This window comes from Arenibacter certesii DSM 19833 (genome assembly GCF_000429545.1).
In the GTDB taxonomy this organism is placed as follows: domain Bacteria; phylum Bacteroidota; class Bacteroidia; order Flavobacteriales; family Flavobacteriaceae; genus Arenibacter; species Arenibacter certesii.
In genome coordinates, this window is record NZ_AUCB01000016.1 from 49,812 (window position 1) to 73,445 (window position 23,634).

Here is a 23,634-nt window from a genome sequence, read left to right on the forward strand (position 1 = left end):
CCCAATCCAGATTATAACGGCAACAGGAAAATAGGCATTGCACCGCTTAGCAATCAGGAACATTTAATTTTTATAGGATGAAAAAAAACATTGCCATTATTATGGGTGGCTATTCTAGCGAGTATGGAATTTCCCTGATGAGTGGGGATGTGGTTTTCCAAAATTTAAATAAGGAGAAATTTAACGCCTACAAAATTCACATCCTTGAAGAAAAGTGGGTCCTAGTGGATGAAAACAATGAAGAGCATTTGGTTAACAAAAATGACTTTTCAGTAAATTTGGGCTCCCATAAACTGACATTTGATTGTGTTTTTAATGCTATACACGGTACACCGGGCGAGGATGGCATTATGCAAGCTTATTTTCATCTTATAGGCATTCCTCAGACATCCTGCGATTACTATCAAGCTGCGCTTACCTTTAACAAGCGAGACCTTTTAAGCGTACTAAAACCGTACGGAATTAAGTCGGCCACCTCTTATTACCTCAATAAAGGCGATAAGATAGTCGCCGAGGATATTATAAAAAAAGTGGGGTTACCCTGTTTTGTAAAGGCCAATAAGGCTGGATCCAGTTTTGGCATCACCAAAGTTTATCAAATAGAAGAAATGCCTGAAGCCATCAAAACCGCCTTTTTAGAGGATGATGAAATTCTTGTAGAATCATTTTTGGATGGTACAGAAGTATCGGTAGGGGTTATCCAACATCAAGGAAAAACGAAAGTGCTTCCGATAACCGAAATCGTTTCTGAAAATGATTTTTTTGATTATTCCGCAAAATATAAAGGAGAAGCCCAAGAAATTACTCCAGCCAGAATTTCCAAAGTACAGGAACAAAATGTAGTCCGAGTCGCTAAGTTGGCTTATGACACTCTGAAAATGAAGGGATATTCTAGAAGTGAGTTTATTTTTGTAGGGGACGAACCGTACATGTTAGAAATGAACACCACCCCTGGCTTGACCAATGAAAGTATTTTACCACAACAGGCAGCTGCGGCAGGTATCTCGCTATCAGAACTCTTTGAAAGTGCTATTTGGCAAGCTTTGGAAGAAAAGAAGTAACTTTACGGAAATTTTGAATGTAAAGAATTTACCTACATTAATATTCCTATGTTCATCGTAACAGTGTAATGCTCACTATATTAATCCGAAAGAATGAAAAGACGCGCAATTTTTCCAGGATCATTTGACCCTTTAACATTGGGACATTACGATATTATTCAACGTGGCATAACCCTATTTGACGAATTGATTATCGCCATTGGAGTAAACACGGATAAAAATTATATGTTTTCCCTAGAAGAACGCAAACGTTTTATTTCAGAAGCTTTTGAAGGAGAGCCCAAAATAAAAGTGCTTACCTATGAAGGGTTAACGGTAGATTTTTGCAAAAAAATGGATGCTCAATTTATTCTAAGGGGACTCAGAAATCCTGGGGATTTCGAATTTGAAAAAGCTATTGCCCATACTAATCGAAAACTATCAGAAATTGAGACTGTTTTCCTACTAACTTCATCAGGAAAATCTTATATTAGCTCTTCTATTGTAAGAGATGTAATACGAAATGGAGGGGATTACACCGGCTTGGTACCCGATTCAGTTCGCGTAAACTGAACGAATCCCTCCATATTAATATTTACACCACTTAAATAGAGCAATTCACAACAAACAATTCTATACTTGGTAGGAATAAAATAATATTGCATTAAATTAATATATTGATGTTTAGGAATACTCCAGTCATTATCAACCAATTTCTACTTAAGCAGTTGCCCAAAGCAACTGCATTAATTGATAGGGATTTTAAGGTTGTTTTTGCATCCGATAAATGGGTCGAGGAGTTTAACTTGTCTACTAGGGATATTTTGAATGAGAATATCCAGGACCTATTAGGCCTCAACAGCGATCAATGGATAAATGCTGTACTCGGTTGTTTTAAGGGAAAAACATCAGACAGCTTTCAGGAAAATTACACTACCATAGAACATGGAACAAGATGGTTTCAATGGGACATGCTTCCTTGGTATAACGAAGACGAGAACATAATAGGAGCAATTATCCAAGCAGAGGATATTACCTTACACGCCAATAACGAACAAAAACTTGAACAACTCCAATTTATCCTAAAAGAAACCGTTGAAATAGGAAAGATTGGAAATTGGGAATATAAGCAGTCTCAAGATATTTTTACCTCTTGTTCCATGATCAATACCATATTGGAAATAGAGGAAAACTCCAAGTTAACCTTGGATGAGTATATTGAATTTTACAAGATAGGATACAATAGAAACACCTTATCAATGGCCATCTTTTCCGCTATGGAAAACAAACGCGCTTGGAACGAAAAATTACAGCTGATAACGGCAAAGGGAAATCAGAGATGGGTAAATGTTTCCGGAAAACCCCTATATAACAGCGGGAAGTATGTTGGTATAATTGGTATCGTTCAAGATATTACCGACTATGTGCTAAAAGAACATCAAACAAAAACCAGTGAACACCTTTTAAAGACTCTAATCAATAATATTCCACTTCAAATCTATATCAAGGATACTGAATCCAAAAAAATATTAGCCAATAGAATGGAGTTGGATCACTGTGGGATAAGCAATGAAATTGATATTATTGGGAAGGACGATTTTGATATTTATGACAAAGAATTAGCGCAAAAATATAGGAATGAAGATTTAGAGGTCATGATTTCCCAAACTCCAATGATCAATAAGGAATTACGTCATAAAAATCCCGACGGGTCTAGCAGCTATTTCCTAAGTTCCAAAATACCATTAAAAGGCACAAATGGGGAAACCACAGGATTGGTTGGTATTACCATGGACATTTCCGAAATAAAACAAAAGGAGAAAGACTTAAAAAATCTTATCAACGTTACCTCGCTACAAAATAAAAAACTGTTAAACTTTGCACATATTATATCGCACAATCTGCGATCGCATTCGGCCAATTTTTCCATGTTATTGGAGTTTTTGATCGCAGAACAAGAAGAAGCGGAGCGCCAAAAAATTGTAGGTATGTTAACGGATGCCTCCAATAACCTAATGGAAACACTTCATACTTTAAATGATATAGTGACCATTAATTCAGAATCTGCTACTAGCAAGGTAGAGGTGGATTTAAACATACAAGTAAATAAAGTCCTGAATAATTTAAATTCACTTTTAGAAGAGAATAAGGCAACTGTTATCACGGATATTCCAATAGGTACTCGCATACACGTAATCCCCAGCTACCTGAACAATATTCTGACCCAAATTATCTCTAATTCCATTAGGTACAAAAAACCTAATGTCAATCCCTTAATAAAGCTTGGTCTAAGCTATGTACAAAATTACACGGTACTAAGTATTGAAGATAATGGACTGGGATTGGACATGAAGAAATATGGCGAAAAATTATTTGGTATGTACAAAACATTCCATGATAACCAGGATACTAAAGGGTTGGGGCTATTTATTGTCAAGAATCAGATCGAAACTATGGACGGAAAAGTAAATGCTCACAGTCAGGTTGGAGAAGGAACCACATTAAATTTATATTTCAATGAGGAAAATTAATTCAATTTTCATAGTAGATGATGATCCGATTACCGTGTACGGAATCAAAAAAATTTTAAAATCAGTTGTTAATTGCGAGGAAGTTTTAGATTTCCAAAATGGCAAAAAAGCCATTGACCATTTGCAGGCATTAATCTTGGAGAAAAAAGAATTCCCAGACATTATATTCTTGGATATCAATATGCCTATTATGGACGGTTGGGAGTTTTTGGATGAATTCATTAAATTCCCAATAGCAAAATCCGTCAATATAAACATTGTTAGTTCTTCCATAGACCAAAACGATATAGATAAAACTGATAGTTACAAGCCAGGCACCCATCACCGTATTCTTTTTAACAGCAAACCCATACGCAAAGAAGAAATTACTGAAATTACCAATGCGGTCACCACTTAACCCAGTGGTTTTTAGTTAACTTTGATTTATACAAAATTAAATACAATCCCTTACATCAAAATTAATTCCCATTTATTGTATTATTTCCGGGGATATTTCTTTTGATTATCAACTATAAATCAAAGTATAAAGAATGAAATTCATATTTGCGCTTAGCTTGGTGCTCAGCTTAATTTCCTGCGAGACCCAAATGGAAAGTAAGACAAAGGAGATTACCACCATTTTTGAAAAGAGCAACGGAAAAGAAACCGCAACGTACCTCCAAGCCATTGATTTCTACATTGAACTTGCCAAGGAATTTTCCGAAATAAATATTCAGACCATAGGCTCCACTGATAGTGGCTATCCGCTACATATTGTAACTTATAACACCGAAGCCGAATTTAATTTTAATAAAATAGGCAAGGAGAAGAACGTAATCCTCATCAACAATGGAATTCATCCTGGTGAAAGCGATGGCATAGACGCTAGCATGCTATTATACCGAGATCTAGCCTTAAAGAAGATAAGGCCTCCAAAAAACACTGTACTTGTCACTATCCCCGTTTACAATATTGGGGGTGCATTGAGCAGAAATTCCACCTCCAGGACAAACCAGAATGGTCCCAACTCCTATGGTTTTAGAGGAAATACAAAGAACTACGACCTTAATCGGGATTTTATTAAGGCGGACACAAAAAATGCACACACTTTTTCCAAAATCTTTCACCTGGTAAAGCCAGACATTTTTATAGATAATCACGTAAGCAATGGTGCAGATTATCAATATACTCTTACCCATTTATTCACTCAACATAACAAACTAGACGGTGAATTAGGGGAATACTTACACCAAGAAATGATGCCCTCGCTAGAAAAATCATTAACAGATGCAGGTTGGGACATCACCCCTTACGTTAATGTGTTTAACACTGTCCCAGAGAACGGGTTTCACCAGTTTATGGATTATCCTCGCTATTCCACCGGATACACGGCCTTATGGAATACCTTAGGGTTAATGGTAGAGACCCATATGCTAAAACCTTACAAGCAAAGGGTAGAGGGCACCTATATATTAATGGCAAAACTAATAGACCTTGCCGAGAAGGATCACAAAAAAATAAAAAACCTAAGGGAACACTCCTTTGAAAGGTACTTGGAGAAAATGACCTATCCCCTACAATGGGCAATAGACAGCACAAAAGTCAGCCTTTTAGAGTTTAAAGGATATAGCGCAGACACCCTTGTTAGCGAAGTAACAGGCTTGCCTAGATTAAAATACGATCAGAAAAAACCTTTCACCCAAGAAGTCACTTACCACAATTACTATACGCCTACCAAAGAAGTAGAAATACCAAAAGCATACCTAATAAAAAAAGGATGGGAAAACATCATCACTCTATTAGAAAACAATCAGATTAGTTATGAAATTTTAAAAGAAAAGAAAACCTACAATGTAGAATCGTATAAGATTGATACTTTTGAGACCTACCAAAATTCTTATGAGGGTCATTACCCACACTACAATACCAATGTTGTAGCCACACTGGAAAATATTGAATTTACCCCAGGCGATATTTTGGTTCCAACCAATCAAAAAGGATTACGATATTTAATGGAAACCTTAGAGCCCGAGGCAACAGATTCTTTTTTCAACTGGAACTTTTTTGATGTAATACTGCAGCGAAAAGAAGGATTTTCCCCTTATGTCTTTGAGGATATAGCCTTAGCAACCTTAAAAAAAGACTCAAAACTAAAGTCGGCTTTTATTCTAAAAAAGGAGAGGGACAGTCTTTTCGCAAGCAATTGGTATGCACAATTAGATTGGATCTATAAGCGATCCAAGCATTACGACCCCCACTTTATGCAATATCCGGTTTACCGGGTCCTTAAAGATTAGCTTACCTATTCTTCAAACAAAATTCTAATATTTGCATAGGAATTTTCCAACGCTTTTTTAATTTTCCCTGGCCCCTTCCATTTCACTTTTTCAATGCCTTCACTGGCTTCTCCCACCAATTCTCCCTTATAATTGGTTCTCATGGCGAACCAATGCACCTCTTTTAATTTATAACCACCATTCCTTTTAAAAATGTGATAGGTAGTCTTTAGAAAGTTTTCAATTTTAAGCCCTTTCACACCTGTTTCCTCCTCCACTTCCCTAAGAGCGCACTCCTCTATAGTCTCTCCTTTGTCCAGTTTGCCTTTTGGAAGGTCCCATTTCCCTTCCCTATAAATAAAGAGCACTTTACCCTCTTTATTGGTCACCACACCCCCTGCAGCGACCACCAAAGGTATTTTTTTAGCAAATTTCTTTAATATTTCCTCTTTATTTGGATGATAAATAAAAGCTTCTTTTAGCTTTTTTGAAGCCAAGGAGCTGATAGCCTCATTAATAGAGGAAGCATTTAACAAGAAATATTTATTGTTGGTGGCGTCAGACAATTTATTTGTTAAAATCAAAGGTGACTCATTAACAAAAACTTTATACATTTGCGTTATGGTTTTAGATAAAGACACAGCAAAAAAAACGGCCGAACTTCTGTTGCAAATTAATGCAATAAAGTTGAAACCTGAAAATCCTTTTACATGGGCTTCTGGTTGGAGGTCTCCCATCTATTGTGACAATCGTATAATTTTATCCTATCCGGTTATCAGAAATTATATGCGGGAACAATTAGGAAAGCAATTAGAAACCCTTTATGGCAAGCCCGATGTTATTGCCGGAGTGGCAACAGGCGCCATTGGAATAGGGATGTTGGTAGCGGAATATTTGGGTCTTCCTTTTATTTATGTAAGACCGGAAGCCAAAGCTCATGGACGTCAAAATCAAATTGAGGGCCATTTGGAAGCTAACCAGAACGTGGTAGTTATAGAAGATTTAATAAGCACTGGAAAAAGCAGTCTTAACGCAGTAGAAGCACTGAGAAACAATGGAGCTAACGTTAAAGGAATGCTAGCTGTATTTTCCTATGGCTTTGCAGTTGCAAACGAAAACTTTGAGAAATACAATGTGGAATTACACACTCTAAGTGATTACGACCACCTTTTGCAACAAGCCACAGAAACCAATTACATAAAGGAAGATCAACATAAAACGCTAATGGAGTGGAGGACAGAGCCCGCTACCTGGCAACCATAAATTATGCATTTAGAGACACCAAAGAAAACCGTAAACAAAAGCAGCAAAGAAGTTTTTGATTTCCTTAACGACATTAAGAATTTTGAAACTCTAATGCCCGATAACATAAGCAAGTTTGAGGTGCTTAATGAAGAGCGATTTTTGTTTGCTCTTAAGGGAATGCCAGAAATAGTATTGCAGAAAAAAGAGCAGACTCCTTACTCACAAATTGTTTTAGGTGCCGCAAGTGATAAATTACCTTTTTCATTGACAGCAGATATCGTAGAAATTAACGACTCTGAAAGCGAGGTAGTTCTAAGCTTTGAAGGCCAGTTTAATGCCATGATGGCGATGATGGTTAAATCACCCATCACTAACTTCATAGGTACGCTATCTCAGAACCTATCTAAGATATAAAAACTTAACCTTACCCCTACACTCCTTCTCTTCTATTATTTTAGAAAGAGAAGGAGCTATTTACCTTTACAAATACCCAAGTCTATTAATTATTCCTTTCTTGGGATACTTCGCTACCCACGCAATTCTTTTACTCCCCTATTTCGATAGTAAAAGTCCTTAATACATCAAGCTCACTTCTTTTAAATCAAACTCCCGCATAACACTATCCTCTAAAAGCAGTACTAGTTTACCAGAAGGAGATACCCCTTTTATAAATCCCATAAATAGCTCCCCATTGGTATTTTGAAAAGTGGAAGGTTTATCCTTTCTAAAAAGTTGGTCCTCATAATTAGCAAACATGGTCTTAAATTCTTCTTCCTCTGCGTGTACTAAAAAGACTTTTAATTGATTAACTATTGAGAAAAGTAGCTCATCTAAATCAAAATTAGTACCCAATAAAAGCTTTAAAGAGGACACCTTTGGCAAGTTTAAAAAGTTGAATTGATTCACATTAAGGCCAATTCCAATTACAGAAGTATGTATAAACCGTCCTGAAAGAACATTTTCTATCAAAACACCACCAATTTTGAACCGACCTGACATAATGTCGTTGGGCCATTTTATTTTCAAATCTGGCACATTCAATTGTTCTAACGCCGAAAAAATTGCTAAAGAAACACAAATATTTATGCGGAATTGATTTATTACCGACATTTCCTCGTATCGCTTTAACACGCTAAAGGTCAGGTTCTTACCAGGCTCCGAAATCCACTTGGTTCCCATCTGACCTCTTCCATGTGTCTGGGATTTAGTAGAAACTACCGTAAAATCTGCTATATTGCTCTCTTGCATTAGGTGTTTTAAATATGCATTTGTAGAGTCCGTGGCACTAAGTTTGATTAACTGCATTTACAATTGTATGTTTATAATATAATGTATTGTTAAAAACAATGCTTTAAAAAACAAAATTATAATAACTTTGTAAAAATTAAATTTTTTGAATGCAGAATAGGAAAAGTAGCGCAGATGAGTTAATCGCTTTAATTATAAGTGGTATAGAAGAAGTTAAAGGGCACGATATAAAATTACTAGATCTTAGAGATATTGAGAATACTGTTTGTGACTACTTTATAATTTGCAATGGTACTTCCAACACCCACGTAAATGCCATAGTAGGCTCTATCCAAAAAACTGTAAGCAAAGCCATAAAAGACAAACCATGGCACGTAGAAGGCTCTGATTATGCCGAATGGGTGCTAATGGACTATGTCAACGTAGTGGTGCATGTGTTTCAGAAACAGGCGAGAGAACATTATGATATTGAAGGTCTTTGGGGCGATGCCAAAGTAACCTTAGTTGAAAGTAGCTTCAATCAGTAAAAAATAATAATGGCAAAAGAAAATAATACAAGTCCTAAAAAACCAAAATTTAATACTTGGTGGATATACGGAATTATAGCAGTAATGCTAATTGGGTTTCAATTTTTCGGTAGTGGAAATTTTGCGAGCACCAAAAAAGCAAACACGTCAGAACTTCAAGATTTCCTGAGAAATGGTGATATCAAGAAAATACTGATTATCACCAATACCAAACAAGCCAAAGTATTCCTTAATGAGGAGGCGCTAAAGAAAGACGTTCATAAAGATGTTGCCGACCAGGCCTTCTCAATGAGCGCTACAGCCACGCCCCAATATGTGGTTAACTACGGGGACCAACAGAACTTTGAGAAAACAATTTACGCTATCAAAGATCAGAATACCAGCTTGGATACAGAAGTTGTTTTCGACACTGAGAACAATGTTTTCATGGACCTTGTATTTACGTTGCTCCCTTTTATACTTATTATTGGAATTTGGATATACCTTATGCGACGTATGTCTGGAGGTGCCGGAGGCGGTGCAGGCGGACAGATATTTAACATAGGAAAATCCAAGGCAAAACTCTTTGACGAAAAAACAGATACCAGAACCTCTTTTAAAGATGTTGCCGGACTAGAAGGTGCAAAAGAAGAAGTAGAGGAGATTGTAGAGTTTTTAAGAAACCCAGATAAATACACCTCTTTAGGAGGGAAAATACCAAAAGGAGCGCTCTTAGTAGGACCTCCAGGAACAGGCAAAACCCTTCTTGCCAAGGCAGTTGCAGGGGAAGCCAAAGTACCCTTCTTCTCACTTTCAGGTTCAGATTTCGTTGAAATGTTCGTTGGGGTAGGTGCTTCTAGAGTTAGAGACCTATTTAAGCAAGCAAAAGACAAATCGCCCTCTATAATATTTATAGACGAGATAGACGCCATTGGTAGGGCTAGAGGAAAAAATAGTCTAACCGGCTCTAATGATGAAAGGGAAAACACCCTTAACCAGTTGTTGACGGAGATGGATGGTTTTGGCACCAATACCAACGTAATTGTACTTGCTGCCACAAACCGTGCAGATGTTTTAGACAAGGCATTAATGAGAGCTGGACGTTTTGACAGGCAAATTTATGTAGACCTTCCAGACATTAGGGAACGTAAAGAAATATTTGAGGTCCATTTAAGACCCATTAAAACGGCCGAGACCCTAGATGTTGATTTTCTAGCCAAGCAAACACCCGGTTTTTCTGGTGCAGATATTGCCAACGTATGTAACGAAGCAGCATTAATTGCAGCAAGAAAAGAGAAAAAAGCAGTTACCAAACAAGACTTTTTGGACGCTGTGGATAGAATAGTGGGCGGACTAGAGAAAAAGAACAAAATAATCACTCCAAGGGAAAAAGAAACCATTGCCTATCACGAGGCTGGTCATGCTACTGTTAGCTGGATGCTGGAACACGCAGCACCTTTAGTTAAAGTTACTATTGTACCAAGGGGCCAGTCTCTAGGAGCTGCCTGGTACCTACCAGAAGAACGCCTGATCGTTAGACCAGATCAAATGAAGGATGAGATGTGTGCCGCCTTAGGAGGTAGAGCTGCAGAAAAAGTAATATTCGGAGAAATCTCCACGGGTGCCCTTAGTGATTTGGAAAAAATTACTAAGCAAGCTAGAGCCATGGTAACAGTTTACGGACTTAATGATAAAATAGGGAATTTAACCTATTACGATTCCTCAGGACAAAACGAGTATGGTTTCACCAAGCCGTATAGCGAACAAACGGCACATACCATTGATACGGAAATTTCCAAGCTTGTAGAAGAGCAATACCAAAGAGCTATTGATCTTTTATCTGAAAATAAGGATAAACTTAAAGAGTTAGCTGAGCGTTTATTGGAAAAAGAAGTTATATTTAAGGACGATTTAGAGAAGATATTTGGACGGCGACCTTTTGAAAAAGATCAATTACTTGATGCAGAGGAAGCTGCGAATAAAGAAAAATTGTCTAAAGTAAATGATTCTGCGGAAGAAGAAGGTGAAAACAAGATTGAGCCGAAGACTGAAAAATAAAATCTGAATTAATCCGTTGTTTTCTTTGAATTGAGAGCTAAATGAAGCGTTTATATTTTAATGGGATTGTTTGATAAGCTTTTTGGGGGAGGCAAGAAAAAGGTTCCTAAAGAACAAATGGAAACCACAGGGCAACATATGCCCGATCTCCAAATCCCTGTGGATGAAAAGTTCACTATTAACTTTAAACGCAATGGGGGTAAATTTTTGTATTGTGATTCCTTTGAAGAAGTCTATGTCAATTTAGACAATATCATTATTGAGAATAAATGGCAGGATCAAACCTTTTTCACTATGGACGAACGCTTGGAGGAAAAATTCTCCAAACGAGATATCAGTTTTACCCCTATTCCAAGTCAAAGCGAGGTATTCTTTACTACATGTGAGCATTTAATTGCACAAAATGGCTCTATATTGGTTTGCTCAAATCAATTAAAAGAAAGGAAGTTAAATGAACTTCCCTCTAACTTAATTGTTTTTGCAACTACAAGTCAATTAGTAGAGTCCATTGGGGAGGGTTTAAAAACGATCAATAAGAAGTACAAAAAGCAAATTCCGGCCAACATCACCACCATTAAACATTTCTTGCCTACCGATGAGAATTCAGATGATTTCTTAACTTACGGAAGTAGTTCTAAAAATCTTTATCTTTTACTTCTGGAAGACTTGTAGTATGAAAGAAATTTTAAGGCGGTTATTAACAGGGGCTGTATTTGTCATATTATTATTGTCGGCCATTTTTCTAAGTTCCGATGCATTCGACTTCCTTTTCATGACCTTTGGCCTTATTTGTCTCTATGAATACAAACGAATGGTGAAGCTTAGGGGCTATCATGTATTTATAGCCTATTTGGGCTTGTGGTGGGCCTACATCTATTTAGTTCAAGATAAGATTCTCATTAATATTTTGATGTTTGCAACAATAACAGTTAATTTTGCGCTGTTATTTTATTTGTTTTCTGGAAAGGAAAAATTATTCAACAATTTACAAAAATTCCTTATCGGCTTATTTTATATAGGGGGAGGATGTATTTTTCTAACCATGATTCCATATAAGGACAGTGATTTTGCGCAATTCCTGATTATGGGGATATTCATCCTGATCTGGGTAAACGATTCTTTTGCTTATTTAGTTGGCAAGACCATAGGGAAAACAAAATTGTTTCCATCGGTTTCGCCTAAAAAGACTGTAGAAGGAACCTTAGGAGGCTACGTATTTGCATTGGGAGCCGCCTATTTCATGTCCAAATATGAAACCAATGTCTCGCTTGTCCAATGGCTGATCCTCGCAACGGTTATTGTTTCTGCGGGCAGCCTAGGGGACCTTGTTGAATCGAAGTTCAAAAGGGCAGCTGGAGTAAAAGATAGCGGGGCCATTTTGCCAGGCCACGGAGGGATGTTAGATCGATTAGATAGTTTAGTTTTTGCCGCACCTTTTGCATATTTAACTTTAACAATTTTTAAACATGTTTCATAAAGAAGGACAGAAAATTATTGTCACCACATTTATCCTTGTATGTTCAGTGGTTTTGTTGAGCCATTACCTCATAGATATTTCATGGCTAAAACTTACCCTACAAATTGGTGCCTTACTAATTCTTATCCTGATTCTTCAATTCTTTAGGAATCCTTCTCGCAAGGGCACTAAAAATTTTGACGATATATTAGCACCTGTTGATGGTAAAGTAGTAGTTATAGAAGAGGTTGATGAAAATGAATACTTTAAGGATAAGCGCATACAGGTGTCTATTTTTATGTCCCCTATAAATGTTCATGTAACCCGTTACCCAGCTACGGGAGTTATTAAGTTCTCCAAATACCATCCTGGAAAATATTTGGTAGCTTGGCACCCAAAGGCCAGTGAAGAGAATGAAAGAACAACAGTAGTACTAAATACACCAAAGTTTGGTGATATCCTATACCGACAAATAGCTGGTGCTTTGGCTCGTAGAATTGTAAACTACGCAGAAGTTGGAGAGAGCGTTCACCAGGGAGAAGATGCCGGTTTCATAAAATTTGGTTCTCGAGTAGATTTGTTCCTGCCTTTGAACAGTGCCATTTGTGTTAAATTGGGCCAGAAGGTTGTTGGAGCCCAAACCTGTATAGCAACCAAAAAGGTTGAAAAAGAAAATGAATACTGATCAGAAACTACATAAGGAATTTACCGAGGCCGTCAACTTTGTTAATGACTATACCGACCCTTTACCTGCAGATCTATTGCTAAAGCTATACGCCTATTTCAAAATTGCCAACCGCAGTTTTAGCCATCCAGGAAGCAGAACCCCTTTAATAAATGCATTTAAGGCCAACGCATTAATACAAGCTAAGAATGTAAGCACAAAAGAGGCAATGGAAAAATATATTGCATTGGTAAATAAAGAGATCAAACAAAACCTCTAATATTGCATTACCGGTTTAATACCCTTAGATACATCATATTTTTATAAGCTAAAAGAGCTTCACATGCCCAATTATTTGGATAAACGTATATATTATCCTATTCCAACACTTTCGCTCTTAGAAAGCGGCTCATTGGCTGTACGCCCCATCATATCCATTCTCCCTGTCTCTAGATAGGTGAAATATACCCCGCCAATCATGGTGACCAAAAAATAAGCTATCATCATTATATTACCATTGGGCAAATAGGTGCCAAGTCCAAACCAATCCCCATAGAACAAAATCCAACAAACACCTACCAACCCCCTACCCAGCTCTATCCAAACGGCATACTTCTTTCTATCCATAAGTGTAGTATAACCATAGATTCCCACAAAAATAAAGCCACTGAACCAGAGCAGTCCATCAAAACCAATTTCTACATAATTATAGAACATAAACATCATCAACAGCAAACTAAATACCATCTGCAGAATAGAATATAATTTTATTCCCAATGTAGCTTTGGGAGCGTAGCGCTCAAAATGATATACGTCTGTTATAATATCTATAGGATGTGCTTCTATAACATCTTGAGGCCTCCATCCTGTAGGCATAAACCAGATGCGCATCTTATCCCAATAATTTGTGGTATACCAGGCATCTTTTAACATCCGCCATAAATGCTGAAAGTTTATTAGAATAGGGTTCCATGTAGCTGCCGGCTTTAAAACTCCATACTGTGGGGGCACGTCTTTTAATTCCTCTTGGAAAGTACCAAACATTCTATCCCATATACAAAGAACCTGTCCCAAATTTTTATCTATATACTCAGGATTAATTGCGTGGTGCACCCTGTGCTGGGAAGGGGTAACTAAAACATACTCTAACCATCCCATTTTATTAATGTGCCTAGTATGATACCAAAATTGAGCAAATAGGTGAATGGGCGCCAATACAGCAATAACTACATGAGGAACCCCCAAGATTGCAGCAGGAATCAACAACAAGGAAAAATAACCTATTAAATTGGAAATAGGCTGCCTAAGTGCGCAAGCCAAATTAAATTCTTCACTACTGTGATGTATAACATGTTGATTCCAAAAAATATTTACTTTATGGCTCAACCTGTGATTCCAATACCCAGCAAAATCCAGTACTACAAATGCAATCAGCCATACTAACCAAGTTGTTTTAATTTCCGTAAGGGCTAAATGCTCCAATAGTAAAGGATAGGAAACCACTATTAGTGCAAGCCCTAAAGTGTCTTTAATAATATTGGTAAGGCCAGAACTGATACTGGAAACCGTATCCATAACCTCATGCATCTGATTTTTCACAAAAAATCCATACCCTACTTCTAGGGTTAAAAGTACCACAAAGAATGGGATGGCATATAATAATGCAGTTGCATAAGTTTCCATACTAAAACAAATAGTCCTATCAAATATAATAAAATTCAGCGTTGCCTATAATAGGAACCTTTACTAACCTAAGAGCTAGGAACAGCACGCCTCCCTACTTACAAAATATTTTTTCACCAAACCCTACAGTCATAACATATGCTAACCATAAAGCGATTTGTATTAAATTTAAACACTACATCGTTAAGAATCTTTCTAATCCACTGGTTTAATATTGAATTTAATAAATTTCATTGCACAAAAAATTAATAAAACCACTTTAAATTTTAATTTTAAAGATAAAACCAACCAACATGAATTGTAAAATGCTTTTCCTGTCCCTATTCTTCCTTATTATTATTGGAATGATTCGTAGTTACGGTCAAATGAAATCCACTAAAACATTAGTGGATAATGAGATTGCTATGGGCCATGAACCACTTGGAAATGACAATATTGCACACCAATGGGCTATAATGGCATTAGAAGGAACCGCCAACGATACCGACCGATTTGAACCAAGACCAACCGTAACTTCTAGGTATTTAGGATTAATATTCACGGCTATGTTTGATGCTTGGTCTCGCTTTGATGAAAAAGCGCATACCGTATACTTAAAAAACATAAATAGGTTACCAGAAGACAAGAGAACATTGTTAAATAAAGAAATAGCAGTGAGTTATGCTGCGTTTAGGACTCTTAGTGAATATTACTATTCCGATAGCACATTGTTCAAGAGTAAAATGCTTCAATTGGGTCTTGATCCAAATAATGGTTCTAGGGATGCTAACACCCCTGAAGGAATTGGAAATTTGGCAGCAGATATGGTTATACAGGCTAGGAAAAATGATGGATCTAACCAGTACGGAGCGATGAATGGTTCCAATGGTCTGCCTTATTTTGATTATACCAACTATCAACCTGTAAATGATATTGATAAAAATAGTGACCTCAACAGGTGGCAACCAAAATATTTTATTAATAAGAAAGGTGAAAAATACAACCCTGGATGCCTTACTCCGTATTGGCAAAAGGTACAACCTTTATTATTGGAAACTGCCGATCAATTTAGGCCAGGACCTCCCCCATTGGTCGGCTCCAAACAATTGGAAGAGGAAGTTAAGGAAGTAATAGAACTACAAGCAAATTTAACTCCAGAAAACAAGGCCTTAGTGGAGTTTATGAGAGATGGACCCAAATCCGTACAACAAGCAGGGCATTGGTTAAAATTTGCTTTGGATGTATCTTTAAGAGACCATAACACCTTGGATAAGGATGTACAAATGTACTTTTTAGTTCAATCAGTAGCCATGGATGCGTTCATTTCCTGTTGGGATTCTAAAATGCATTACGATTACGCACGCCCATATGCATTGGTACATGATTACTACCAAGACAAAATGATTACAGCATGGGGAGGCCCAGACGAAGGAATGATCAAATTAAAAGGACAGGATTGGCGACCCTACTCTCCTGCTGAATTTTTGTGTCCTTCCTTCCCAAGTTATGTTTCAGGTCATAGTACTATAAGTGGTGGATGCGCAGAAGCTCTTAAGCTATTCACGGGGAGCGATTATTTTGGGGTTGAAGTAGCATTGATCCCAGGGGCACTTACAGAACCAAAAAATACAGATGCCCCAGTTATTATTAAGTTTCCCACATTTACCGAAACCGCTGATATGGCAGGAATATCAAGAGTTATGGGAGGGTATCATATACAGGCAGATAATGTTGCGGGATTGGAATTGGGTAGAAATATCGCCCAACACCATTTTAACAAATTCCTTCAACTTATTGGAGCTGAAAAAGAATAGCAGAAGAAAGCAAAATTACTTTCCTCTGCTATTATTAAAATGAGAATAAGGGGGTTGTAAAGTCCCACAGTTAATTTACCAGTCAATAGGCATATAATCTTTCAAAAACTTTCCACACCAATGTTTTCCGGTATTGATACCATCATATAAGGGATCTAATACCCTTGCGGCACCGTCCACAATATCTAGAGGAGGCTGAAAATCGTGGATTTCTTCTTTTCGTTTCGCCAATTCTACCGGATCCTCATCAGTAACCCATCCGGTATCTACCGCGTTCATATATATGCCATCTTTAGCAAAATCCAGGGCAGCCGTATGCGTCATCATATTCAGTGCTGCCTTGGCCATATTAGTGTGCGGGTGTCTATCTTCTTTAAAAAATCTATGGAATTTTCCTTCCATGGCAGAAACATTTATAATATGTTTTTTACCCGTATTTTCTTGACGCATCAATTTGGAGAGTCGGTTACAAAGAACAAATGGAGCAATTGCATTTACCAATTGTACTTCTATCAATTCCGGGGTTTCTATTTCTCCCAATTTTAGGCGCCAGCTATTTGTTTTTCGTAAATCTACCTGTTGCAGGTCTGCATCCAATTCGCCTTCGGGAAACACTTCCTTGGCCGAAAGAGAACTGTCAAAGCTATAGGGAATCTGGGAAAGCTTTGCAGAAGCCCTTATTCCTATTCCTGGTTCTGGAGCGTGCCAAGTCACTGGCAATGCATTATTTTGGGCGCTCACCGTTCCTGGCGTCAAAGAATTTAATTCTTTTATGCAATAATTATGGTCCTCCAATACTTCTCTTGCAAAAGAAGGTAAATCTTGATAGGGGATATCCTCATTTTTCATCAGGTGTTGGTAAAATCCTGCCGGCCTTCTTACCGTTTGGGCGGCGTTATTAATTAGTATATCCAACCTAGAATACTGTTGTTCAATAAAATTGCAAAATATCTCCACGCTGGGAATATGCCTAAGATCTAACCCGTGAATCTTTAAACGGTGCCCCCATTCATGAAAATCATCTTCCCTAGAGAATCGCAGTGCAGAATCCACAGGAAAACGCGTGGTGGCAACTACTGTAGCACCTGCCCTTAGTAGCATAAGGGTAATATGATATCCAATTTTCAATCTAGACCCCGTTACAATAGCAACCTGACCTGTAAGATCTGCAGTTTGAAAACGCTTGGCGTAATTAAATTCCGCACATTCCGGACACATGGAATCATAGAAGTGGTGAAGTTTAGTATAAACCGCCTTACAGACATAACAATTTCTAGGCGATTCTAATTCCAACTCCTCCATTGTTTTTGGCAAGGGCGCATTTAAAAGTTTAGGCGCTACAAAAACAGCAGCCTCCCGTGCACTTCGGATCCCCGTTTCTTTTCGGGCATGCCTATCTCGTTCAATTATCTTTCGTTTTGCTGCCTTGGCCGCGTCTTTTTTACGCTGCTTAAATTGATCTCTGCTTGGTCTAGAAACCTTTCCTGCAGCCTTTAACAGGGCAATTCTTTTTTCCTCTTGAAGCTCTAAGATGGTATGCCCATTTTCCACTAACCTATTCAAGATGGCGATACACTGGTCTAATTCTTCCGAAGTAACCACATTCTCCTGTTTGTCCATAATCTCAATAGATCGACTTTCCATATTAACACTATTTCACCTCAATTAAAAATTGTGCAATTATACATCTAAAATTATTCTGAATCACTATATCGGAACCAATATGAAAAAGAAATCCTTAGCGCTAGAATGCTAACGAAATACCCTTCTTTTTTTTTACAGTAATCTTTTTTCTCCTACAGCAAAACAAGTTAAAAAAATTAGTGAAGCTTGGCAAGTTGTATACACCTACCCGACTTCACTAAACTAAGGTTACCTCCCTTAACAAACCAGAATCTGTAAAATAGTCCTTTTCTAATTGAAAGGGCCTACCATTATATGCGCTCTATGGGTACCCGGATCCATTAACCATGGCATTCCCGGTGCATGAGGCTTATCTGGCAAACCTGTAGATTCTACCGTTGCAAATGGGGTATATATCACATATCTAAACTTGCCGTTATTTAAATCTCCCGTTTGAGGATTATAATCATCAGATTTCCCATAATACACATATAGCATACTGGGTTCCCCTGGCATTTTTAATTCTCCCGAAGCAACCTCGTTCGCTCTAATTTCCCTAATCTCAGCAACTGATTTACCTTGCGCAGACAACTCCCTACCACGTGCCATAAAAGGGTCTAATTTAGAATAATAACATGATACACTAATCCCGTCTTTCGCTGGATCATCTGCAATACATACCAAATTATTGCTTCCTTCCCTCAACACCGTCAATTCTCCATTGGGGTCATATCCATATACCTTCGCGCCTTTTTTATCCTCCTCGGATAATGGCAAAATAGCCGTTTTTATTTGGACATCACTCGGGAGCACTTTGGATTTTGAATCTTGTGCCATAGTAGGTACTGCCAATATCAACAAACAATACAACAATAGTGTTCTCATATTTTTATTTTTTCGTTTGAATTCGTTTTTAATTATTCATCTCCACAATTACCCAATATAACTATTTACAATGAGTCTTTGATGATAATGGGTCAACTTAGCGATATTTCAGCCAAATTAACCAGTATGTTCCTATCAAAGATAAAGATAATTGCATGAGCTATAAAATTATTACTCCCATTAGTCCACCTAACAGAATTAACTAAACATTCATTAAAAAGTATCCCTTACATTTGTCCAAATAATAATAATCTTATTCAGCGATGACGGTCCGTGAATTTTTAATACAACTAAGAACCAGTCCAGAGGAAATTTCTTTTGGAGATACCATTCAAATTATTGACTCTTATTATAATTTTGAGCCTACTGCTTTTAAAAATGGTGATCTTTTTAATGATCCAGGGCAGAATACCGGGTCTTGCAAAGTATTTTCATTTGCACAGCACCATAAGTTAAATAAGGAGGAAACTTTGGCCTGTTTTGGCAGCTACTACCGCAATGATGTACTGAACAATCCTGATGGAGACGACCATCAGAACATTCGAAACTTTATGAAGACAGGATGGGAGGGAATAGTTTTCAATAAGGAAGCCTTAAACATAAAGTGATAATACTGTGCTTCTTATGTTTTAACAAATGGATATAGCTTTACTCCTATAATGTCTTGCGTATTCCAATAAATAAAAGGATAAACACTGAAGATAATATAAAAAATGGGATTATAAAATTGGCCCAGCCCACAACTAACATAATACCAATCATCAGCAATTGGAAGCCTAGTCCGTATATTGAGACCGCGGTCATTAACCAGCTAGGTAGCTTTCCATCATGAGGGGCGCTGCTATCCAGATAATAAATAATTTGGTCGAATCCTCCGTATAGTAATCTGTAACATCCAAAAAGAACGTCCACATTTCTTTGGCTCTCCCCTTCCATTGCCACGGGGGTACCTTTTTCAAATACCCTACTGGTAGTATCTCCGTGATATCTATTTCTTAATATTACATAGTAATAATTATACAGGGTTCCCTGCAATTGCATTCCAAAGAATGCCAATAATGTCCAGTGAAGACCAGTATCTGTAACGTACCCAATCGCTAGAAGAATCAATAGATTTAAAATGATATCGGCTATGGAATCATAATAGCGCCCTGTATAGGAAGGCGTTTTTTTAATTCTTGCCAATTCCCCGTCTGCTGCATCCAAAATAGATTTTAACACTAAAAAGAATACCACTCCCCAGAAAGAGCCGTTTAAAATACATCCTATCCCCAGCAAACCCGATACAATAAATAAGGTGGTAACGTGCAAGGGGGAGACAATTGTATTTCTGAGCCCCATGGCAATTGCTCTTCCTACTGGTCTGCCATAATCCGAAAGATCTAAAAACCTATGGCTATTTGGCATTTTTGACATTCCAGAGATATGCATAGAAATTATAGTATTGTATTCTATTAAAAATGCGGCTTCTAACCAACATTCCCTAGTATTATACTAGATAAGCTTTATTAAAGGCAATCCTGCAGCTTAGGCTTCCAAAATTTCTAGTTGCTGAAGGATGTCTTCCTCACTAACGGGATAGGGTATGTTCTCCACTAAAGTCTTGTAAACAGCATCGAAAAGATGCAAGTAATTGGAAGTTATAGAATCAGTTTCCTCTTGCTGCTTTTCTCCCTTTTCATTCATGGTATACAGTATCCCATTTTTGTGGGTATCCTCTACTCCAAAATTGGGATGGTCAGGTGACATTCCATCCAAGAGTTGAGTTTCCTGAATATCTGTCCGTTGCTTAATATAAGAACCTTTAGACCCATTTAATACAAACGAAGCCTGTGGTTCTACCACCAACATACTCATAGTAATAAACACCTGAAAACCTTCTGGATACAATAGGTGGATATGTGCATAATCATCTACTTGGGTATTAGGGCGAAATTGTCCGGTATTCTTTCTCCATTCAATTGGATATCCAAAGAGTGCTATAGCCGCATCCAGTAGATGGGGCCCTAGATCGTAAAGCAGTCCGCTACCGGGAACTGGCGATTCTTTGGCAACTTTTGGTCCAATATGATGCCTATACCGATCATATCTGAAATGTGCTTCTACAAGAGTACCTAACTTACCCGATTCCAATACCTTCTTTACAGAAAGAAAATCGCTATCATAACGCCTATTTTGATAGGGGAGAACATGCTTTCCCTTTTTTCGAGCAAGAGTAAAGAGTTCGTTGGCTTCTTGGGTAGTTACACAAAATGGCTTTTCTATCAATACATGTTTATTTGCATGTAAGGCCTTTTTAGCAAAATCGAAATGCGTGAAATTGGGGGTATTCACTACCACCAATTCAATTTCTGGATCCAATAAAAGCGCCTCTACGCTATCGTAACTTTTTATATGGGGATATATTTGTTTTGCTTTTTTGGTAGTTCTTTCTACAACAGCCGTAAGCTCAAAACCTGAATGCACCTGTAAGAAGGGCGCCTGAAAGAGTTTTCCAGACATCCCGAAGGATAATATGCCTGTATTAATTATTTTCTCTACCATTTTGTCTCTAGTTTCATGTTAAGGTAATTTACAACCAAATTAACCGAAATTAAAACTGTACTCCTAATAATCATTGGTTTTTACCCTACTTAAAAGGGCAATGGAGTGTCCAAAAATTATCCGAATAGAAACCAACGCTAATTATAGCACCAAAATACCTGCTAAAACTAAACACAGAAAAGGCACGGCTAACAATTGGCCAAATTTAAATTTCTGGTATATAAATGGTAAAAACTGCCCCCTGCCCTACCCCCGAAGAAGCCGAGATATATCCATTGTGGTTCTCTACTATTTTTTTCACTATGGCCAAACCTATTCCAGTTCCACTATATTCGCTCTTACCGTGCAATCTTTGAAATAATTGGAATATTTTTTCACTGTACTCTTGCGCAAAACCAATTCCGTTATCAGTAATTACAATGCGGCAGTAGCTTTTATCCCTTTTTTTAGGAACCTCATCAATATCTAAATCCGTGATTATATCACTTTCTATCTTTATTTGGGGACTTTGACCAGGCCTGCTGAATTTTAAGGCGTTACTAATTAGGTTATTTAATAGTTGGCGAAATTGAAAAGTAATTACATTTACTTTACATGATGAAATTAAATTAATTGAGGCATCATTTAGCTCTATTTCCTCCATCAACTCCAACTTAACATCCTCCAAAACAGACGATAGTTCAACCATTTCGAATACACCTTTTACGGTATCTGTTCGTGAATACGCCAACAAATCTTGGATTAGGTCTTGCATTCTTTTTGCAGACCCTATAATTCTATTAAAATAATCCTTCCCGGTATCCGAGACATCATTCAGCTCCCTCTCCATTATACGGGAAGAGTACAGCTGTATTTTTCGTAAAGGTTCTTGCAAGTCGTGTGAAGCAACATAAGCAAATGAGGCCAACTCTTTATTGTTTTGATTTAGCTCATTATTTTTTTTCTCTAAATTATCCTGATACTCTAAAATTACCTCTTCATTCCTTTTCTTCTCAGTAAGGTCCGTGAAAATTATACCAACGGTAGCTATATGAGGCCTTAAGGAGGTTAAATACACAAATACAGGGATTATCTTCCCATTTACCGTTAAATTAATCTCCCCTTTTGTTTTCTTTTGCAGAGATCCCTGGAATAATTTATCGAATTTTAATTTAGAATCCTCACCAATAAAATCCGTAATGGAAGAACCTATCATTTGATTGTAGGAAGATTCCATTAATTCACAAAAATAGGGGTTGGTATAGACAATCAGTCCATCTTCGGTTACATTTATAGCACCTTCACTAAATTCCTCTATCAATACCCTATACGCATAATCTCCACTCTGCAATGTATAGACTTGAGACTGGTTGTCCTTATTAATGGCGAAGGCATCTACTTCCCCCATTTTAATGGCTTCCACCATTTGTTCGGAGTCTATTAATTGTTGTTCCAACTCCTCAATCCTAGTTAACAGTTCTTCGCGGGATAGTTCTCTCATGAAGCTCCTTTAATTTTAAGCCCTAAAGCTTTTACCACTTTATCCGTGTCGGACAAATTACCAATCAACGTTTTTCTTGGCAAGGGAAAATGTTTAATTAAGGAAGGGCTAAAAACGATATGCTCTTCCGCTGCCAAATCGGGATTTTTATAAATATCAATTATTTCCAACTGAAATGCGCCCTCAAGATGTTCGTCACAAAGATGTTTTATGTTTTCTATGGCCACCATAGAGTTGGCCGACATACCGGATACGTAAAGCTGAAGCACCAATTTGCCCTCTGCAACCATCTTTATGTTTTCATCTTTGTTCATTAATAAACACCTTTTTTATTACCTAAAGGACGAATATTTAATCCTACCAATACTCTTTCCTCGTTAGAAAGGTCACCAATAATCTTTCTAAGGGGTTCCGGGAATTTACGAACCAATGTGGGAATGGCAAATATTTGATCGCCTTCCGCTAGTTGTGGTTGTTTTAATAAATCTATAACCTCTATAGTATAGTTGTCATTTAAGTGTTCCTTACAATATTTCGTGATATTTTGTAATGCAGTAACAGACTTTGGCGTCTGTCCGGCTATATATAATCGTAATTCAAATTTTTCAGTTTTTACCATTTCT

The 23,634-nt window shown here is 37.4% G+C and carries 25 protein-coding genes; 15 read left to right on the forward strand and 10 right to left on the reverse strand.

Annotated elements, in window-relative coordinates; all coding sequences use genetic code 11:
- Positions 1–77 precede the first annotated feature (77 nt).
- From G466_RS0109895 to G466_RS0109915, 5 genes are all read left to right on the forward strand, one after another.
- Entirely contained in the window at positions 78–1,061 is a 984-nt protein-coding gene (locus G466_RS0109895; RefSeq protein WP_026813519.1) for a D-alanine--D-alanine ligase, read from the forward strand.
- A 93-nt stretch (positions 1,062–1,154) separates the two neighbouring features.
- Positions 1,155–1,613 carry a pantetheine-phosphate adenylyltransferase gene (gene coaD, locus G466_RS0109900; RefSeq protein WP_026813520.1) on the forward strand — a complete coding sequence of 153 codons (459 nt, stop codon included), beginning with the start codon at positions 1,155–1,157 and terminating at the stop codon, positions 1,611–1,613.
- Between the two features lie 107 nt (positions 1,614–1,720).
- On the forward strand, positions 1,721–3,571 hold the full coding sequence (locus tag G466_RS0109905; protein ID WP_026813521.1) for a PAS domain-containing sensor histidine kinase: 1,851 nt from the start codon (positions 1,721–1,723) through the stop codon (positions 3,569–3,571).
- Complete coding sequence (locus G466_RS0109910; protein WP_026813522.1) at positions 3,558–3,968, forward strand: response regulator; 411 nt, start codon at positions 3,558–3,560, stop codon at positions 3,966–3,968. Before G466_RS0109905 ends, G466_RS0109910 begins: the two co-directional genes overlap by 14 nt.
- A gap of 133 nt (positions 3,969–4,101) precedes the next feature.
- The gene (locus G466_RS0109915) at positions 4,102–5,847 is read left to right on the forward strand and encodes a M14 family metallopeptidase (RefSeq protein WP_026813523.1); all 1,746 of its coding nucleotides are present in this window, start codon (positions 4,102–4,104) and stop codon (positions 5,845–5,847) included.
- 5 nt (positions 5,848–5,852) lie between these two features.
- Here G466_RS0109915 and G466_RS0109920 read toward each other — a convergent pair whose 3' ends face one another.
- Positions 5,853–6,440: an NUDIX hydrolase gene (locus tag G466_RS0109920; RefSeq protein ID WP_026813524.1), complete on the reverse strand. Its 588-nt coding sequence runs from the start codon at positions 6,438–6,440 to the stop codon at positions 5,853–5,855.
- Between the two features lie 7 nt (positions 6,441–6,447).
- Between G466_RS0109920 and pyrE the strand changes: the two genes are divergently transcribed.
- Positions 6,448–7,089: an orotate phosphoribosyltransferase gene (pyrE, locus tag G466_RS0109925; protein WP_026813525.1), complete on the forward strand. Its 642-nt coding sequence runs from the start codon at positions 6,448–6,450 to the stop codon at positions 7,087–7,089.
- 3 nt (positions 7,090–7,092) lie between these two features.
- Positions 7,093–7,485 (forward strand): hypothetical protein, encoded by a 393-nt coding sequence (locus G466_RS0109930; protein ID WP_026813526.1) that lies wholly within the window; start codon positions 7,093–7,095, stop codon positions 7,483–7,485.
- 159 nt (positions 7,486–7,644) lie between these two features.
- Here G466_RS0109930 and G466_RS0109935 read toward each other — a convergent pair whose 3' ends face one another.
- On the reverse strand, positions 7,645–8,376 hold the full coding sequence (locus G466_RS0109935; protein ID WP_026813527.1) for a biotin--[acetyl-CoA-carboxylase] ligase: 732 nt from the start codon (positions 8,374–8,376) through the stop codon (positions 7,645–7,647).
- 92 nt (positions 8,377–8,468) lie between these two features.
- Between G466_RS0109935 and rsfS the strand changes: the two genes are divergently transcribed.
- The 6 genes from rsfS to G466_RS0109965 are packed head-to-tail and all read left to right on the forward strand — an operon-like array spanning position 8,469 to position 13,283.
- A complete protein-coding gene (rsfS, locus tag G466_RS0109940) occupies positions 8,469–8,846 on the forward strand; it encodes a ribosome silencing factor (protein ID WP_026813528.1) in 378 nt (125 codons plus the stop codon).
- 9 nt (positions 8,847–8,855) lie between these two features.
- Entirely contained in the window at positions 8,856–10,883 is a 2,028-nt protein-coding gene (gene ftsH, locus G466_RS21735) for an ATP-dependent zinc metalloprotease FtsH (RefSeq protein WP_034235248.1), read from the forward strand.
- 60 nt (positions 10,884–10,943) lie between these two features.
- Positions 10,944–11,555 carry an LUD domain-containing protein gene (locus G466_RS0109950; protein ID WP_026813529.1) on the forward strand — a complete coding sequence of 204 codons (612 nt, stop codon included), beginning with the start codon at positions 10,944–10,946 and terminating at the stop codon, positions 11,553–11,555.
- Position 11,556: 1 nt separating this feature from the next.
- Positions 11,557–12,360 (forward strand): phosphatidate cytidylyltransferase, encoded by an 804-nt coding sequence (locus G466_RS0109955; protein ID WP_026813530.1) that lies wholly within the window; start codon positions 11,557–11,559, stop codon positions 12,358–12,360.
- The gene (locus G466_RS0109960; RefSeq protein WP_026813531.1) at positions 12,350–13,024 is read left to right on the forward strand and encodes a phosphatidylserine decarboxylase family protein; all 675 of its coding nucleotides are present in this window, start codon (positions 12,350–12,352) and stop codon (positions 13,022–13,024) included. Before G466_RS0109955 ends, G466_RS0109960 begins: the two co-directional genes overlap by 11 nt.
- Positions 13,014–13,283 (forward strand): acyl-CoA-binding protein, encoded by a 270-nt coding sequence (locus G466_RS0109965; RefSeq protein ID WP_026813532.1) that lies wholly within the window; start codon positions 13,014–13,016, stop codon positions 13,281–13,283. Before G466_RS0109960 ends, G466_RS0109965 begins: the two co-directional genes overlap by 11 nt.
- Positions 13,284–13,375: 92 nt before the next feature.
- Here G466_RS0109965 and G466_RS21740 read toward each other — a convergent pair whose 3' ends face one another.
- Positions 13,376–14,686 (reverse strand): sterol desaturase family protein, encoded by a 1,311-nt coding sequence (locus G466_RS21740; protein ID WP_051315597.1) that lies wholly within the window; start codon positions 14,684–14,686, stop codon positions 13,376–13,378.
- Between the two features lie 293 nt (positions 14,687–14,979).
- Here G466_RS21740 and G466_RS0109975 point away from each other — a divergent pair, with 293 nt between their 5' ends.
- Positions 14,980–16,479, forward strand: a complete 1,500-nt coding sequence (locus G466_RS0109975; RefSeq protein ID WP_229797132.1) for a vanadium-dependent haloperoxidase — start codon at positions 14,980–14,982, stop codon at positions 16,477–16,479.
- Between the two features lie 75 nt (positions 16,480–16,554).
- On the opposite strand, the gene G466_RS0109980 is transcribed toward G466_RS0109975, so the two are convergent.
- Positions 16,555–18,123 (reverse strand): SDR family NAD(P)-dependent oxidoreductase, encoded by a 1,569-nt coding sequence (locus G466_RS0109980; RefSeq protein ID WP_229797133.1) that lies wholly within the window; start codon positions 18,121–18,123, stop codon positions 16,555–16,557.
- A 270-nt stretch (positions 18,124–18,393) separates the two neighbouring features.
- On the reverse strand, positions 18,394–18,987 hold the full coding sequence (locus G466_RS0109985; RefSeq protein WP_026813535.1) for a hypothetical protein: 594 nt from the start codon (positions 18,985–18,987) through the stop codon (positions 18,394–18,396).
- Between the two features lie 263 nt (positions 18,988–19,250).
- Between G466_RS0109985 and G466_RS0109990 the strand changes: the two genes are divergently transcribed.
- Complete coding sequence (locus G466_RS0109990; protein WP_026813536.1) at positions 19,251–19,595, forward strand: HopJ type III effector protein; 345 nt, start codon at positions 19,251–19,253, stop codon at positions 19,593–19,595.
- Positions 19,596–19,641: 46 nt separating this feature from the next.
- On the opposite strand, the gene G466_RS0109995 is transcribed toward G466_RS0109990, so the two are convergent.
- The 5 genes from G466_RS0109995 to G466_RS21750 all read right to left on the reverse strand — a co-directional run bounded on the left by G466_RS0109995 (position 19,642) and on the right by G466_RS21750 (position 23,630).
- Entirely contained in the window at positions 19,642–20,403 is a 762-nt protein-coding gene (locus G466_RS0109995) for a CDP-alcohol phosphatidyltransferase family protein (RefSeq protein WP_026813537.1), read from the reverse strand.
- A gap of 111 nt (positions 20,404–20,514) precedes the next feature.
- Positions 20,515–21,531, reverse strand: coding sequence for a Gfo/Idh/MocA family oxidoreductase (locus G466_RS0110000; protein ID WP_026813538.1), 1,017 nt, complete (start codon positions 21,529–21,531; stop codon positions 20,515–20,517).
- A 205-nt stretch (positions 21,532–21,736) separates the two neighbouring features.
- Positions 21,737–23,011, reverse strand: coding sequence for a sensor histidine kinase (locus G466_RS23115; protein WP_051315598.1), 1,275 nt, complete (start codon positions 23,009–23,011; stop codon positions 21,737–21,739).
- Positions 23,008–23,325: a circadian clock KaiB family protein gene (locus G466_RS0110010; protein WP_026813539.1), complete on the reverse strand. Its 318-nt coding sequence runs from the start codon at positions 23,323–23,325 to the stop codon at positions 23,008–23,010. Before G466_RS0110010 ends, G466_RS23115 begins: the two co-directional genes overlap by 4 nt.
- Positions 23,325–23,630 (reverse strand): circadian clock KaiB family protein, encoded by a 306-nt coding sequence (locus G466_RS21750; RefSeq protein WP_034235252.1) that lies wholly within the window; start codon positions 23,628–23,630, stop codon positions 23,325–23,327. Before G466_RS21750 ends, G466_RS0110010 begins: the two co-directional genes overlap by 1 nt.
- Between the last annotated feature and the right edge of the window lie 4 nt (positions 23,631–23,634).